Source organism: Fibrella arboris (assembly GCF_041321095.1).
Lineage (GTDB): Bacteria > Bacteroidota > Bacteroidia > Cytophagales > Spirosomataceae > Fibrella > Fibrella arboris.
Genome location: NZ_JBGGWE010000009.1, coordinates 114,101 through 129,243, shown reverse-complemented (window position 1 = coordinate 129,243; position 15,143 = coordinate 114,101). Strand labels below are relative to the sequence as shown.

11 protein-coding genes are annotated in these 15,143 nt (G+C 54.5%); 7 read left to right on the top strand and 4 right to left on the bottom strand.

Annotation, left to right across the window (positions count from 1 at the left end; genetic code table 11):
• Window positions 1–97 precede the first annotated feature (97 nt).
• Window positions 98–1,519, bottom strand: coding sequence for a Gfo/Idh/MocA family protein (locus tag ACAW75_RS16670; RefSeq protein WP_370729876.1), 1,422 nt, complete (start codon window positions 1,517–1,519; stop codon window positions 98–100).
• Between the two features lie 320 nt (window positions 1,520–1,839).
• Between ACAW75_RS16670 and ACAW75_RS16665 the strand changes: the two genes are divergently transcribed.
• The 4 genes from ACAW75_RS16665 to ACAW75_RS16650 all read left to right on the top strand — a co-directional run bounded on the left by ACAW75_RS16665 (window position 1,840) and on the right by ACAW75_RS16650 (window position 7,994).
• Window positions 1,840–2,127, top strand: a complete 288-nt coding sequence (locus ACAW75_RS16665; protein WP_370729875.1) for a hypothetical protein — start codon at window positions 1,840–1,842, stop codon at window positions 2,125–2,127.
• Between the two features lie 129 nt (window positions 2,128–2,256).
• Complete coding sequence (locus ACAW75_RS16660; RefSeq protein WP_370729874.1) at window positions 2,257–3,339, top strand: efflux RND transporter periplasmic adaptor subunit; 1,083 nt, start codon at window positions 2,257–2,259, stop codon at window positions 3,337–3,339.
• Window positions 3,340–3,364: 25 nt separating this feature from the next.
• Entirely contained in the window at window positions 3,365–6,568 is a 3,204-nt protein-coding gene (locus tag ACAW75_RS16655; RefSeq protein WP_370729873.1) for an efflux RND transporter permease subunit, read from the top strand.
• Entirely contained in the window at window positions 6,561–7,994 is a 1,434-nt protein-coding gene (locus ACAW75_RS16650) for a TolC family protein (protein ID WP_370729872.1), read from the top strand. The genes ACAW75_RS16655 and ACAW75_RS16650 overlap by 8 nt, the downstream gene beginning before the upstream one ends.
• A 310-nt stretch (window positions 7,995–8,304) precedes the next feature.
• Here the strand turns inward: ACAW75_RS16650 and ACAW75_RS16645 are convergent, their stop codons facing one another.
• The gene (locus ACAW75_RS16645; protein WP_370729997.1) at window positions 8,305–10,029 is read right to left on the bottom strand and encodes a M14 family metallopeptidase; all 1,725 of its coding nucleotides are present in this window, start codon (window positions 10,027–10,029) and stop codon (window positions 8,305–8,307) included.
• Between the two features lie 165 nt (window positions 10,030–10,194).
• Between ACAW75_RS16645 and ACAW75_RS16640 the strand changes: the two genes are divergently transcribed.
• From ACAW75_RS16640 to ACAW75_RS16630, 3 genes are all read left to right on the top strand, one after another.
• Window positions 10,195–10,653, top strand: coding sequence for a hypothetical protein (locus tag ACAW75_RS16640; protein WP_370729871.1), 459 nt, complete (start codon window positions 10,195–10,197; stop codon window positions 10,651–10,653).
• Complete coding sequence (locus tag ACAW75_RS16635) at window positions 10,650–11,195, top strand: hypothetical protein (RefSeq protein WP_370729870.1); 546 nt, start codon at window positions 10,650–10,652, stop codon at window positions 11,193–11,195. The genes ACAW75_RS16640 and ACAW75_RS16635 overlap by 4 nt, the downstream gene beginning before the upstream one ends.
• Window positions 11,196–11,412: 217 nt before the next feature.
• The gene (locus ACAW75_RS16630) at window positions 11,413–12,450 is read left to right on the top strand and encodes a sugar phosphate isomerase/epimerase family protein (protein WP_370729869.1); all 1,038 of its coding nucleotides are present in this window, start codon (window positions 11,413–11,415) and stop codon (window positions 12,448–12,450) included.
• A gap of 46 nt (window positions 12,451–12,496) precedes the next feature.
• Here ACAW75_RS16630 and ACAW75_RS16625 read toward each other — a convergent pair whose 3' ends face one another.
• Both ACAW75_RS16625 and ACAW75_RS16620 read right to left on the bottom strand, forming a co-directional pair.
• Window positions 12,497–13,255, bottom strand: a complete 759-nt coding sequence (locus ACAW75_RS16625; RefSeq protein WP_370729868.1) for a response regulator — start codon at window positions 13,253–13,255, stop codon at window positions 12,497–12,499.
• Window positions 13,256–13,302: 47 nt separating this feature from the next.
• The gene (locus ACAW75_RS16620) at window positions 13,303–15,045 is read right to left on the bottom strand and encodes a sensor histidine kinase (protein ID WP_370729867.1); all 1,743 of its coding nucleotides are present in this window, start codon (window positions 15,043–15,045) and stop codon (window positions 13,303–13,305) included.
• Window positions 15,046–15,143: the final 98 nt, after the last annotated feature.

Below are 15,143 nucleotides of genomic sequence, written 5' to 3'. Positions count from 1 at the left end.
GCGATCTAACGGCTGCTTTGGGTTAGGTCGCCTCACGACGAGAAACTACTTGTAGGAACAGCTGTTTACGGGCATCACTAGCTGGCAGAACGACCAACTATACCACGAGTTTCATGGTCACCGGATCCCAGTGTACGATCTTTTTGCTCAGGAAACTGGCATTACAAGACAGCGCCGGGGCGGCGGCCCGGAACCCGAACGTGGCATCTTCCACAACGGGTTTGCCCATTCGGATGGCGTCGAAGAAATTGGTGAAGTGATCTAGATGGTCGCTGTAGCCATCGGGTGCCTTGAAAACGATATCTTCTTTTTTGGGCCTCTTGCGCTGATCTGCCGTCCATTTGGCGTCGTATTCTGCCTTCATTTCGTCCTGCATACGCTTGGCGAACGTGAATACCGAGTCGTAGCCACCAAAACCGGGGGCTTCGGGCATAAGGCTGTGTTTCACGGTGATGCTGTTGCCCATCACGTCAATGATGCCTTCAGAACCAACCAGCCGAATCACCTCCTGGCCACCCGTACCGCTGATGAAGTTTACCTGCAAGGTCAACTGAAAGGCAGCATGGTCGGGGCTATCGGGGTATTGCATGACGCCCGACATCACATCGGGCAGGTTACGGCCGTCTTTCCAGTAGCTGAACTGACCGGTGCTGTAAATGCTTTTGGGGCCTTTTGAGTTGGTGATGAAGTGGGTGCCGCTCAGCAGGTGAATGAATAAGTCGCCCGCTACGCCCGTGCCCACTTCTTTGAAGGCCCGCCACCAGAAAAACTTTTTGCCATCGTAGGGCATTTTGGTGCCCGTGACGGCAATAAACCGCTCCCAGTCGGTGGTCATGGCATCGGCATCTTTAGGAATGGTATACTCCCAGGCGCCAATCGAGCTTTGCCGGTCATAGACGGCATTCACCATGTTGAGTTTGCCGATCTCGCCCGCTGCCAGCAGTTCTTTTGCTTTGGCATAGCCAAGGCTACTGACCCGCTGGCTACCAACCTGCAATACTTTGCCCGATTTTTTGGCGGCGGCTATTACCGGATACCCTTCGCTGATCTTGTAGACCATCGGCTTTTCGCAGTACACATGCTTACCGGCCGCCAGGGCATCGAGCGTGATGCGCGAATGCCAGACATCGTGGGTGGCGATAATCACCGCGTCGATATCTTTCCGGGCCAGCAGCTCTTTATAATTGCGGGTGGTATAGAGCTGGGGACCGTAGGCTTCTTTGGCGTTATCCAGGCGGCCCGTATACAGATCGCAGATGCCAGCCAGCTCAACACCCGGCACTTTCAGGGCGGTATTCAGATCAAAATGGCCTTGCACGCCATAACCAATGACCCCCAGCCGGATGGTATCATTGGCCGATACCGGCTTCTCGTAGTGCAGGATACGCTCTTCCGCTTTTGCCTGTGCCGTCAGCGACGAAAAAGGGGAAGACGCTGCCACCAGGCTGGTAGCGCCAATCTGCTGCAAAAAATGCCTTCTCGAGGCCGACGATTTGCCGTAGTTGCTATGTTTTTTCATGAAGGTATAAGGGAGGAATAGTGGCTATTTAACTAGGTAGCAAAGCTATTTTCTGGCGGTCGGGCCTCCACGAGGGCACATTGATGGTACCCTGACCGCCATAGAGAACGGGGGTGAGGTCTTTAGCTGCTATGATTACTGCGCTATAGGTTTAAATGTTGGCTCTATAAAATAAAAAATAGTATTATTTACAGTCATGTGGGCTGTTCTGCCAGGTAGTGGCCTGCGCCTTTACACTTTTCTAATGTTTTCTAATTTCCTTTTCACGCGGTTATAATACCGGAGTCGCTGTTTTGTGTCACTCAATATGGATACAGGATATGCAACGCCGACATTCTCCTTCGGTTTTACTATATGGCTTCGGACTGGCACTCATCCTGTCGCTGGTCTTCAACGGGGTATTGCTGCATGAGCAAAGTCTTCAGCGTAGCAACAAGGAATATGAATTGGGCGGCTCGGCTTTTCCGGTTGGGTACGTTGCCTGGCAGCAGCAACTCGTTGACTGCCAGCGATCCAACCAGCAGAAAGATAGCCTTATTCGCCAGCTGGAGCATGCCCCTAATGCACCGCCGGGAAAAGCAATAACCCTCCAGCGTACATCCCGCTAATCAAACTACCCCAATTCACAGCATCCGTCAGCTAAGGCACCTGTCAACGGGTTACGGCCGAACTGATAAACACCCTTTCCAGCAGGAAAATTAACGTGGCCGGTGCCCACTTATTACCTTAAAAACTGTATGAAACGAATTCATGTGCTCATGGGCTTGTGTGCGTTAGTTTATCTCACAAGCTGTGCAAAAGAAGAAGAGAAGAAAGAGGAAGAGGTCAAATACCTGGTCACTACTCCGTTGGTAAAAGACACAACGATCACCAAAGACTACGTGTCGCAGATTCGGGCTTACCGCCACATCGAAATGCGGGCGCAGCAGCGGGGGTATATCCAGAACATCTTCGTGGATGAAGGCCAGTCGGTGAACCAGGGGCAGATGATGTTTCAGATCATGCCCAAGCTCTATGAGGCCGAGTTGCAGAAGGCCGAAGCGGAAGCCAGCTTCGCCAACATCGAATATCAGAACACCAAGAAGCTGGCCGACAACAAGATTGTGGCCCCCAACGAACTGTCGATGGCCAATGCCAAGCTCGACAAGGCGAAAGCGGAAGTAGCACTGGCCCAGACGCACCTCGGCTTCACCAAAATCAGGGCGCCTTTTTCGGGTATCATGGACCACTTCCAGGTACGTCTGGGTAGCCTTGTCGATGAGGGTGACCTGCTGACGACCCTGTCTGACAACAGTAAGATGTGGGTTTATTTCAACGTACCTGAAGCCGAGTACCTGGATTTGAAATCACAAGCCGCCTCGGGTAACCTGTCGAATGTACATCTGATGCTGGCCAACAACCAGATGTTCCCCTACCTGGGCAAGGTTGAAACCATCGAAGCCGACTTCAACAATACGACCGGTAACATCGAGTTCCGGGCCACGTTCCCGAACCCGAAAGGGGTTTTACGGCACGGCGAAACCGGTAATGTTCAGATGACCCTGCCGTTTAAAAATGCCATGATCATTCCGCAGAAAGCCACCTATGAGGTGCTGGAAAAAAAGTACGTCTATGTGGTGGATAAAAACAACGTGATCCGGTCGAGAGAAGTCGAGATAGCTGCCGAGTTGCCGCACATTTTTATTGTTCGCTCTGGTCTGAAAAGAGAGGACAGAATCCTTCTGGAAGGCTTGCGTCAGGTAAAAGAAAACGAAAAAATACAAGTCAAATTCGAGAAACCCCAGGCGGTCGTTTCCAATCTGAGCCTGTATGCCGAGTAATCAACGAGTCTAAAAACCAGAAGACATGTTTAGTAAATTCATACGCAGGCCCGTATTCGCGATTGTGATCTCGGTCATGATCGTGTTTATTGGTGTACTGGCGATCAAGAAGTTGCCCATTTCGCAATTCCCGGATATTGCCCCGACAACCGTCAATATATTCATTGCCTATCCCGGATCCAGCGCTGATGTGCTGGTGAAATCGACGTTGATCACGCTGGAGCAGGCCATCAACGGGGTGCAGGACATGCGCTACATCGCTACCGATGCAACCAGTGCGGGTGAGGCAACCCTGCGTATCATTTTCGAGCCCGGAACTGACCCCAACGATGCCGTTATCCGGGTAAAAACGCGGGTCGACCAGGTGATGCCGCTGCTGCCCGAACTGGTGCAGCGCGAAGGGGTCATCATCACGCCCATTCAGCCCAGTATGCTGATGTACGTCAACCTCTATTCAAAGGAGAAGAGCATCGACGAGAAATTCCTGTTCAACTACGCTACCGTGAAGATGATCCCTGAAATTCAGCGGACCAAAGGGGTAGCGCGGGCGCAGATTCTGGGTAGCCGCCGGTACGCCATGCGCGTTTGGCTGAACCCCGAGCGCATGCGGGCCTACAACGTCTCGACCGAGGAAGTGATGAAGGCCATTGGCGAGCAAAGCATCATTGGTCGGCCGGGCCGGATCGGGCAAAGCTCCGGTATTGCGGCGCAGTCGCTGGAATACGTGCTGACGTATAAAGGGCGGTACAACAAACCGGAAGAGTATGAAAGCATCATTGTCCGGGCCAACTCGGAAGGGGAAAGCATTCACCTGCGCGATATTGCCCGCGTTGAACTGGGAAGTGAATTCTTCGATATCTACTCCAATCTGGACGGGCACGCATCGGCCGCTATTGTGTTGCGGCAGAACTACGGCAGTAACGCCAGCGATGTAATCGAAGAGGTGAAGAAGAAACTGGAGGTGATGAAAACGTCGTTCCCGCCGGGTGTCGACTATAAAATCAGCTATGACGTATCGAACTTCCTGGACGCGTCGATCGAGCAGGTAATCGATACCCTGCGCGATGCGTTCCTGCTGGTGGCGCTGGTGGTGTTCATCTTCCTGGGCGACTGGCGGTCTACGCTGATTCCGATTCTGGCGGTGCCGGTGTCGCTGGTCGGGGCCTTCTTTGTGATTCAGGCGTTCGGGCTGTCCATCAACCTGATCACGCTCTTTGCCCTGGTGCTGGCTATCGGTATTGTGGTCGATGATGCCATTGTGGTGGTAGAGGCCGTGCACGCCAAGATGGAAGAAAAGCCGTATCTGACACCTTTTGGGGCGGTTAAACAGGTGCTTGGTGAGATCAGCGGTGCCATTATCGCCATTACGCTGGTGATGGTGTCGGTGTTCCTGCCTATCTCGTTCATGACGGGTCCGGTAGGTACGTTCTATCGTCAGTTCTCGATCACGATGGCCAGTTCCATTGTGATTTCGGCCCTGATCGCCCTGACGCTGACGCCTGTACTGTGCGCCATGTTGCTGCAAAATCATCATGGCCATGAACGGAAGAAGAACCTGCTGACCAAAGCGCTCGATAGTTTCAACCGGGGATTCGATAAACTCACGGGCCGTTACGTGGGCCTGCTGCGCTTGATCGCCAGCCGCCGCGTGGTCACCTTCCTGATTCTGGTCGGTTTCTGCGTGGGTATCGCCTACGAAAACAAGGTGCTGCCCGCCGGTTTTATTCCGAACGAAGACCAGAGCACGATCTACGCGATCATTCAGACGCCGCCGGGCTCAACGCTCGAAAAAACGAACGAGGTGTCGCGGCGGCTCCAGAAGATTTGTGAAGAAGTGCCGGGTATCGAATCGATCTCCTCACTGGCTGGCTACGAGATCATGACCGAAGGGCGTGGTTCCAACGCAGGTACGTGTCTGATCAACCTGAAACCCTGGTCGGATCGCGACAAGAACGTGAAAGAGATCATGGAAGAACTGGAAGAGAAATCAAGAAACCTCGGCGCGACGGTCGAATTCTTTGAGCCACCAGCCATTCCCGGATTTGGTACGTCGGGCGGTTTTTCGATGCGTCTGCTGGATAAAAATACCGACACCGATTACAGCGAATTCGATAAAATAAACAAGGAGTTCATGGAGAACCTGGGCAAGCGCAAAGAGCTGGCCGGCCTGTTCACCTTCTTCGCTGCCAACTACCCGCAGTACGAACTGGAAATCGACAATAACCTGGCCATGCAGAAAGGCGTGTCGATCGGTAAAGCGATGGATAACCTGAACATCATGATCGGTAGTACCTACGAACAGGGTTTCATTAAGTATAACCAGTTCTTTAAAGTGTACGTACAGTCAGACCCAAGTTTCAGGCGGCTGCCCTCTGATCTGCTGAAGTTGTACGTGAAAAACGACGCGGGCGAAATGGTGCCTTACTCGGCTTTTATGAAGCTGAAAAAAGGACAGGGACCGAACGAGATCACCCGGTTCAACCTGTACAACTCAGCCGCCATTCAGGGCCTGCCCGCCAAGGGGTTCACAACGGCCGATGCCATTGCGGCTATCCGGGAGGTAGCCGCCAAGACGTTGCCAAAGGGATACGACATCGCGTTTGAAGGGCTGTCGTACGATGAATCGATCCGGGGGAACGAGTCGCTGTATGTGTTCCTGATCGTGTTGGCCTTCGTCTACATGGTGTTGGCGGCGCAGTACGAAAGCTTCATCATTCCCCTGGCCGTGGTGTTCTCGCTGCCGGTTGGGGTGTTCGGCTCGTTCCTGCTGCTGAAGCTCATGGGCCTGGAAAACAACATCTACGCCCAGATCGGCCTGATCATGCTGGTTGGTCTGCTGGGTAAGAATGCCGTACTGATCGTGGAATTTGCCGTGCAGAAACGACAGCAGGGCGAAACCATTCTGAATGCTGCCATTGAAGGGGCAAGGGTTCGTTTCCGTCCGATCCTGATGACGTCGTTCGCCTTCGTCGCCGGTCTGATTCCCCTGATCACGGCCACGGGTGCCGGGGCTATCGGTAACCGGACCATTGGCGCCTCGGCCCTGGGCGGTATGCTATTCGGTACCATTTTCGGGGTCATCATCATCCCCGGTCTGTACTACATATTCGGTAGCCTGGCCGATGGCCGGAAGATGATCCGGGATGAAGAGAATGAGCCGTTGACCGAAAACCTGGTTCATCAGTTAGACGATTTCCCTGAAACAGAAGAAACTCCTAATCATGTATAAAAGACTCATCACAAGATGCCTGGGAGTAGCCTGCCTGTCAGTAGCGTTTACGGCTTGCAAAACCCCTGCCCTGATCACCCGAACAGAGAATCGGAACGTACCTGTGAGCTTCGGTACCTCGCAGGACTCGACCAATTCGGTTAACCGGCGGTGGCGGTCATTTTTCACGGACCCAAACCTGGTGGCGCTGATCGATACTGCCATTCGGAACAACCAGGAACTGAACATCACCGCTCAGGAAATTCAGATTACCCAGAACGAAATCCGCGCCCGGCAGGGGGAGTACATGCCTTTTGTGGGGCTGCGCGGTGGGGCGGGTATCGATAAAGTGGGGCGCTACACCCTGTTGGGGGCCGCCGAGGCAAATTCTGAAATCAGACCCGGTAAAGAAGTGCCTGAGCCGCTACCCAACTACATGGTGGGGGCGTTTGCCAGCTGGGAGGTCGATATCTGGCACAAGCTGCGGAACGCCAAAAAAGCCGCAATAAACCGGTATCTGGCCAGTGTCGAAGGCCGGAATTTCACGATCACAAACCTGATCTCCGAAATTGCCACGTCGTATTACGAACTGTTGGCGCTGGATAACCAACTGGATATCGTACGGCAGAACATCGAGATTCAGAACAACGCCCTGCGCATTGTTCGGTTGCAGAAAGAAGCGACCCGCGTTACCGAACTGGCCGTACGCCGGTTTGAGGCGCAGGTACTGAACACGCAGAACCTGCAATACGGCTTGCAGCAGCGGATTGTAGAAACCGAGAACCGGATCAATTTCCTGGTCGGTCGTTATCCGCAGCCTGTTGCCCGGAATTCGGCGGCGTTCAACAGCATGGTGCCCGATAGTATGCGGGTGGGTATTCCGTCGCAACTGCTGGCCAACCGCCCGGATATTCGGCGGGCAGAGCAGGAGCTGGCGGCGGCTAAACTGGATGTGCAGGTAGCCAAAGCGCGTTTTTACCCATCACTGGCTATTTCGGCGGGCATCGGTTACCAGGCGTTCAATCCGGCTTATTTCCTGAAGACGCCCGAGTCGTTGATTATGTCGCTGGCGGGTGATCTGGCCGCTCCGCTGGTGAACAAGAACGCGATTATCGCTACGTATAACAGTGCCAATGCGCGGCAGATTCAGGCGGTGTTCAATTACGAACGAACGATCCTGAACGCCTACATCGAGGTGGCCAACCAGCTCTCCAACATCAGCAATCTGGAAAAGAGTTATAGTGTGAAAACGCGGGAGGTGCAGGCCTTAACGCAGTCGATCGACATTTCGAACACGCTCTTCAACTCGGCCCGGGCTGAATATACGGAAGTGTTGTTTACCCAACGCGACGCACTGGACGCCCGATTTGATCTGGTTGAAACCAAAATGCGGCAGTTGACGGCCACGGTCAATATCTACCGGGCACTGGGCGGCGGCTGGCAGTAAGCTGGCGTGAGTCATGCACGAGGCTATAGCGTTGCAACCCTGGTAAGGGTGGTATGTTAATAGCATTGAATAGATAATAGTTAATAAAGCCCCATTAGGGGCGACATGTAAAGGGCCCCTGCCTATACTATACATGCCGCCCCTAATGGGGCTGTTTCGTGTTGGTAAAGGGCGCTTTTCTATTGACGTACCACCCCTACGGGGTTTGCTAGTGTTACGAGGCGCCATATTATTAAGGCATTTCTAAGGTACGTGAACTCATCAATACCCATCAGCGGTATAGTTTATGGCTGACTTCATCATTCGCATTTCATCGCCTTCCCTCCAGCCGATACACCGGGTAGCGGTTAAAGGTCTTCTCGAAGTAGGGTGTTTGTTTGTAGATGAACTCCAATTGCGCGTCGGCACTTTCGGCAAAGGCTTTGTCGGTGGCCCGTTTGTCGGCCAGTTTCTGGCGCAGGGCGGGGTCGTTACGGAGCAGTTCGGCGGCGGTGTCTTCAAAGATGTAGTCCGAGAAATATTCCTTCTGGTCGAGGATGCTGTCGAAGAAATTCCAGGCAAAAAACGAGTCCTGCGCCTGTGGCTCCAGCGTTTCGATCAGGTAGCGGTTCGTTGGCTGGTTGGTCAGAATGAGGTAATCGCCCCTGTAGAATTGAATGCGCTGAGTTTCCGTCCTGAGCTTTACGCCCGAGTGCAGGTAATGCCCTTCATAGGGCCGCTGGCCCGTTCTGTAATCGTCGAGATAGTAGGCTGATACAGCCATCAGCGTGTCTTGGGGGAGTATCTGAACTGTAACGCCGTTGCGTTTCAGCAACGTACCTACCTCCTGCCATGCCTGCGGAATAACGTACCCAGCCGGTTTGGTGAGTTGCAGGTCGGGCACAAACGTATTCATGTAGGGAACACGCTTGGTGAAGGGCTTCGTCCGGTCGTAATACAGGCGCTTCAGACCCGATACCTCGCTGGGTTTGTAGGCCGCCTCGTAGCCCAGAAACGTGACCGAATCGACCTTGCTGCGGTCGAGACGGTAGTTAAGCGCGAAGGTCGTTTGCTGACTCACGGCGGCATCGGCGCGCTGTTTGTTAGCCAGAATGGTGCTGGCGTCGCGCTCGCAGAGGCGCAACACGGCCTCGTCGAACGCGTAGCTGCCTTTCACCCGCGCCGGGTAGTCTTTCCACATATGTGTTTCCAACGTGAAGCCGAAGCAGTTGAACATGGCCGCGTAGCCCGTTGTGTAGCGGGGCGAATCGTTGTAGCCCAGCAACCCGCTTTCGGGCGTGTCTTTGGGATGGTTCACGTAGGGGGCCGTGGGGAACCCTTTATCGGCCAGGGCCTTGTCGAGGGCAGGCTGGAAGGTCTGCGTCATGTAGCCCGACACGGCGGGGTGCAGCTTGTCTTTCTGCGTGGCAAAATACGTGACCACGTGCTGGTAGTCGGCCCCGTTGCTGGTGTGGTTGTCAATAAATACCTGCGGTTTCAACTGCTGGTACATCGCCTGAAACGCCCGCGTATTCTCCGCGTCGGCCTTGATGAAGTCGCGGTTGAGGTTCAGGTTGCGGGCGTTCCCCCGGAAGCCGTAGCTGACCGGCCCGTTCTGGTTCACGCGCGATACGCCCCGGTTCAGACTGCCGCCCACGTTGAATACCGGCACAATGGCCAGCAGTACGTTTTTGGGCAGTTTATTGGCCATCAGCAGGTCACGCGCCAGCATCATGCAGGCGTCGATCCCCTCCGGTTCGCCGGGGTGAATGCCGTTGTTGATCAGCAGCGTCACGCGGTCGGGGCGGGCCGTGAAGTGCTTATCGGCCGCCAGCAGCAACAGGTGCAGGGGTTTGCCCACATCCGTTTTCCCTACTTCGACCAGTTTCGCCTGGTCGAACTGCTTGTCGAGCCGCTGGTAGTAGTCGATGATCTCCGGGTACGTTGCCGTTTCCCGGCCCTGACTCTTTTCATAGGGCGTTACGAGTGAAGGTTTGGTTTGGGCGAATACGGCGGTAGTGAGCAGGCAGAGTAGCCAGTAGACGGGTAGTTTCATGATAGCGGTTGTCTGATGCCCTAAATTACCCGGAAACGGCTTTGAACGGGTATAGGGATCGCCATCGACACGTCGTGTAGCGGGCGGTGGGTATGTCATGGGCTCTCCTGACTTTGTTCATAATAACATACGCTACGCCGCTAACGGACTATGAACCAGTGTGCAATGTTCCTTCTCGTCCTGCTGGGCGTTGGTTTTGTGGAGGCTAGCAGGCCCGCTATCGAGCCCGCTACATTTGTTGCCAGCAGTCCCTGCGACCTTATCCCGAGGGCGATGTTGTCCATTCCAGCCGACATCGAATGTGAGTTCATCAACTGGAAACTGACCCTGCAGGTAGACCCTGCAACACAAACACCCTCCATCTTCAGGCTCGACTACACATACGGCATGACGGTGCCCAGTACCACAGGCTTTGCCAACGGGGGTACCACAAAGCAGAAAACCGGAACCTGGCGCATCGATCGAGACGCACAGAATCGGGTGATCTATCTGCTTCGTGCGGATTCGACGGATAAGACCATCGGGCTAGTCAATCTGGATAATAAATTACTCCACCTGCTCGACCCGCAGGGCCGACTCATGATTGGGCACGGCGGCTGGAGCTATACCCTGAACAGACAATGAACCCTACATACAACACAGCGGCGGTGAAGCGTATCACACTGATTCTGATCTGCCTGTTGGGGCTTGTAGCGGGTTTGCGTGCGCAACCGCCCCGTAGTCAGAATATACCGACAAAGGCAACGGGGCGAATTTCAGTACCTACCGGACCGTCGGTGCTGGGTACGTTCGACGGACGATTTCCCTGTGCTGATATTGCCCGTGACTGGAAGCTGACAGTAAGTCCCGACTGCTGGAAAGTGAAATGGCGCGTAACCCTGTTTCAGGACCCTGTCACCCACCAGCCAACTACCTATAAACTGCGGGGAATACTCGGCACTGCCAGAGAGCGCGAGGGGCGATGGACACGCGTGCAGGGATCACAAACAGACCCGAACGCCGAGGTATACCAGCTGGATTCGGAGACGCCGGGCATTTACGTGTACTTGTTGAAAGGAGATGATAACGTACTGTTTATTCTCGATCAGGCGCGTGGTTTCCGGGTTGGTACTGCCGATCTGAGTTATACGCTCAATCGCGTCGATAGTCAGGAAGCGGGCAACTGAGGAGCAGCGGAGGCCGGCACCCCAAGGCAGGTGGTCATCGTATCAAAATTCAGATTGGCTCACTGGCCGAAACCAGCGTGATTAGCAGACCAACAACCTGCCAGCTCGATCTCTTCGTTGTGGTCAACAACGAAAAATGCCCACGTCGCCGCTGTTCGTCCCCGTTCCGGTTCAACTGCTTAACTAACATTTCCTTACCTGTAAACTTCGTTCTATCGTGAATCAACCACGTCGCCACTTCTTACAACAACTCGGCCTGTCGGCTGCTGGTATAGGGCTGGCCTCTGTACTTCCCTCACAAACGGTTGCTGCTATGGCAACGGAACAAACCGCTGCGGCGCTCAAATTCGACATCTCGCTGGCCGAATTCTCGTTTGCGGGTGAGCTGCTGTCGGGGAAAATGACCAACATGGAGTTTCCGGCCAAAGCCAAGAAAGAGTTTGGCATCAACGTGCTGGAATACGTGTCGATGTTCTTCAACAACAAGCACACCGACCAGACGTACCTGACAGAGCTAAAGCAACGCTGCGACGACCTGGGGATGAAGAATAACCTCATCATGGTCGACGGTGCTAATATTGCCGATCTCGACGCTGCCAAACGCCAGAAAGCCGTTGAGCAGCACCACGCCTGGGTCGATGCGGCCAAGTTTTTAGGGTGTAGCGCCATCCGGGTAAACCTGGGTGACTCATCGAAAGCCATGACCGGTGTAGCCGATGATCCGGCCGACGAGGCGGCTAAAGCGGCGGCCGATGGCTACCACAAGTTGCTCGAATACGCCGCCAAATCGAACATGAACGTTATTGTGGAGAATCACTTTGGCAACTCAACCGATGTTGACTGGCTGATTGGCGTGTTGACACAGGTGAATATGCCCAACGCAGGCCTGTTACCCGATTTTGGTAATTTCTGCACCCAGCGCAGCAAACCCGTTACCAACGATATCAAAGGGATCATGGGCACCACCTGTGTGAAGGAGGTTGACCGCTACGAGGGCGTGAAGAAAATGATGCCTTACGCCAAAGGTGTCAGCGCCAAGACCCACAAGTTCGATGCGCATGGCAACGAAACGGAGACCGATTTCCGGCGGATGTTCAAGATCATCAAAGACGCGGGGTTCAGTGGGTACGTTGGCATTGAATACGAAGGCGGTATCATCGGTATGTACAAGCCAACGGGTGGGTACCTATCCACCACCGACGGTATCAAAGCCACCAAAACGCTGCTCGAACGCGTACGCACCGAACTAGGCTAGGTAAGCCAGCTATCCGGTAATCTCCTGACCCGGAGAGGCCAGGAGATTACCGGGTCCTGACCACTTTCAGCCGGTCGATAAGGGGTTTCCGGGCGCCTTCCGGAATAGTGATTTCGTGTGTACCAACGTACAGCCGGTTCGATTCGATCCGGTCGAGGCAACTGAGGTTGAACACCAGCGACCGCGATAACTGATAAAACCCATCTGACAGATAGGGGAGCAGCTTACCCAGGTTGAGCGACAGGCTAATAGCCCGGTAGGGGCGGTTCGGAAAAATTCGCTGAAAACCCGCCGGCGTCAGGTACAGTTCGCTGTTGCCTCTGTCGGCCTTGATGTACTGAATTTCCGATTTGACAACCCGGATGTAGCCGTTGCTGGTGGGTAAAAATGTGTGGTCGGGCAGATCGGGCGCCCCGGCGATGTTGCCCGCATAAAAATTATGCATGGCCAGCTCGATCTGCGCAGATACCTCCCGCACCCGAAACGGTTTGTGCAGAAACGCCGCCGGAAAGGTATTCTTGGCGCGGTTGAACGTGTCGGCCTCGGAGTTTCCGGTCAGGTAAATGACCGGAACCCACTTGATGCGCATCAGTTCTTTCACCGTCGTGATGCCGTCGACCGGGCCAGCGAGGGTGATATCGACCAGAACGAGGTCGGGCTGGGTCTGCTTCATGGCGGCTACGGCAGTGTCATGGCTATGAACCTTACCGGCAATAGCGTAGCCTGCCCCAATCAGGCTTTCTTCAATGCTGGTGGCGGTGAATACATCATCTTCCACGATCAGAATTCGTAAGCGGTTTTCCATCGAAGTGGCTTGACGTTGAGTTGGTTTCAGGCAAGGGTTGGCTCTGCTCAGGCCGCTGTCATGGGCTGAAGATCAAACGATAAGGTAAAGGCACAGCCGTTGTCTGTCTCGAAACGGCTCTGTCCTTTCAGCTGTTCGGTAATCATTCGGATCAGTTTCATGCCAAACGAATTGCCTTTCGGGGTGGGGGTAAAGCCGGGGCCGTTGTCGGTAAACCAGACCTGTAACTGCCCCTCTTCGGCCACACACCCTATGTCGAGCCTTGGCTGTAGGTGAAACGGCAGGGCGTATTTACACGAATTGGTGACGAGCTCATTCAGCAGCAGCCCTATATTGATGGCCACGTCGGCGCTGAGCCAGACCGGGCCAAGCTTATATACCGGGCGAATGTGTTCCAGACTATAAATGCGCAGAACACCCTCGACCAGGTCGGGAATGAACTGCCTGATATCCACTTCGGCCAGATGGTCGCCGTCGTAGAGCCGCTGATGAACGAGCGCTATGGCCTCTATCCGCAGCAGGCTTTCTTCAACCGCCTGTTTGGCGGTTGGGTCAGACAGGCGGTTGAACTGCATCCCGAGCAGGCTGGTGATGGACTGCAAATTGTTTTTCACCCGGTGGTTTTGCTCTTTCACCAGTTTGGCATTGTGGTCGCTGAGCCGCTGGTACTTTCTAAGCAGCCAGTAAAGCACGGTGCAGGCAACGCCGGTTAACAAAAACAATATGGTCGATACGACCGTCAGCCGCCGTTGCGTAGTCAGGTTCTCGCGGCGCAGGGCCAGTTCCTGCTGCTGGGCCCGAAGCTGAAGGTCTTTTTTCGCGGTTTCATAGCGCACACCCAGATGATAGATGGCCCCTTCCCGATCGGCTTTCAAGCTCTTTGCCAGAAACGTGTAGTGTTGCCGCTGGTAGTTGAACGCCTGTTTCCACTGACCCGTTTGCGCATAGAATTCGGTGTAGCGTTCGGCCAGAAGCTGGTTCTGCTCAAAGTCGCCGAGGTTGGCCAATTTTCGCTGCTGCGTAGCCATATCCAGCCACTGTTTGGCAATCAATGGATGACCAAGCGCCAGATAACACCCGGCTATCTGTTGCGCCGTGTTGATCGTTGAATAGGCTTCCTGCTGATCACGATTGATGGCATAGGCCTTTTTTAAGTACGCAATAGCCTGCCAGTTGTCGCGGAGGGCGAGCGCTTCGCCCAGGCAGGTGTAGATACGAGCCTGGTCGTACGGTTTTTTCAGGGCCAGCGCTAAGGCCTCGGCCCGTCCATAGTAGTAGATCGAACTGTCGAGCGACGAGGCCGGGGCCGTACCTGGTTTGTCGCGGTTCAATTTCTCGCCCAGTACATAGATACCGGCCAGTGAGACATAGGCACTCATCAAACCGTGTCTGGACCGGCTATTCGTGCTGTCCTGCCTGAAGTTGACCAGTGCCCGGCGGGTACTGGCCATCGCGTTGGAAAACTCCCGCTCACGGGTCTGATTCTCGGCGATCCACAGGTACGTTCGACCCACGTTTTCCGAATACCCCAGCGGCTCGCGGATCCGTAACGACCGAAAGAACCACCCCTGGGCCACCACATAGTCGCCCAGACCATTGTAGCGCTTGCCGAGTTGGTAGCAGAACTCAGCTACTTGAACCGAGTCGCCAGCGGCCATCGCCGCCTGGTATTCCCGCTGGGTGTGGGCTAATTTTTCGTACAACCGCTTACCGAGCTGCGGCGGCGCCTGAGCGAACACTGACCAGGCAGGTGCCAAGGCACCTGCCAACAACCACACTCGTCTACACATAAACCGGGTCATGAGGTAAGCAGGCGTTTAGGGGGTAGGGAGCTTGTAACCCTGAGTAACCAGACAGCCTATAGCTGTAAGTATACTATAAAATGATC

Excerpts from the sequence above, each read along its gene's own strand:
- ACAW75_RS16670 (WP_370729876.1), bottom strand. The coding sequence starts at position 1,519 with ATGAAAAAACATAGCAACTACGGCAAATCGTCGGCCTCGAGAAGGCAT.
- ACAW75_RS16665 (WP_370729875.1), top strand. The coding sequence starts at position 1,840 with ATGCAACGCCGACATTCTCCTTCGGTTTTACTATATGGCTTCGGACTG.
- ACAW75_RS16660 (WP_370729874.1), top strand. The coding sequence starts at position 2,257 with ATGAAACGAATTCATGTGCTCATGGGCTTGTGTGCGTTAGTTTATCTC.
- ACAW75_RS16655 (WP_370729873.1), top strand. The coding sequence starts at position 3,365 with ATGTTTAGTAAATTCATACGCAGGCCCGTATTCGCGATTGTGATCTCG.
- ACAW75_RS16650 (WP_370729872.1), top strand. The coding sequence starts at position 6,561 with ATGTATAAAAGACTCATCACAAGATGCCTGGGAGTAGCCTGCCTGTCA.
- ACAW75_RS16645 (WP_370729997.1), bottom strand. The coding sequence starts at position 10,029 with ATGAAACTACCCGTCTACTGGCTACTCTGCCTGCTCACTACCGCCGTA.
- ACAW75_RS16640 (WP_370729871.1), top strand. The coding sequence starts at position 10,195 with ATGTTCCTTCTCGTCCTGCTGGGCGTTGGTTTTGTGGAGGCTAGCAGG.
- ACAW75_RS16635 (WP_370729870.1), top strand. The coding sequence starts at position 10,650 with ATGAACCCTACATACAACACAGCGGCGGTGAAGCGTATCACACTGATT.
- ACAW75_RS16625 (WP_370729868.1), bottom strand. The coding sequence starts at position 13,255 with ATGGAAAACCGCTTACGAATTCTGATCGTGGAAGATGATGTATTCACC.
- ACAW75_RS16620 (WP_370729867.1), bottom strand. The coding sequence starts at position 15,045 with ATGTGTAGACGAGTGTGGTTGTTGGCAGGTGCCTTGGCACCTGCCTGG.